1 protein-coding gene is annotated in these 258 nt (G+C 36.4%); it reads left to right on the top strand.

Features of this window, described 5'->3' with window-relative positions:
• On the top strand, positions 1-135 hold a 135-nt coding region (locus SB765_RS31220; RefSeq protein WP_410932705.1), incomplete at its 5' end, for a metallopeptidase TldD-related protein.
• Between the last annotated feature and the right edge of the window lie 123 nt (positions 136-258).

Raw genomic sequence — 258 nt, 5'->3', positions numbered from 1 at the left:
AGTGAAATAACTATTGCTGGTAACTTAAGAGATATGTTTAAAGGTATTTCAGCTATTGGTGGCGATATAGAGCGACGTGGTGGTATTCAAACGGGCTCAGTGCTGATTGAGCAAATGCAAATTGCGGGTGCTTAATACCCATCCACAATAATATTTAATTCAGCGAATTGGTATACACCCACTTTGTTTGCTTAAATTAAGCTTAATTTAAGCAAACTTTCCTTTGAGGTTTTTAAGGTGTGATATGGCTAAAGATAG

Origin of the sequence: Pseudomonas sp. SIMBA_067, assembly GCF_046534675.1 — a bacterium.
Taxonomy (GTDB): Bacteria; Pseudomonadota; Gammaproteobacteria; order Pseudomonadales; family Pseudomonadaceae; genus Aquipseudomonas; species Aquipseudomonas putida.
Note: the sequence above shows the minus strand (reverse complement) of the source record. Positions and strands in the feature narration are given on the sequence as shown.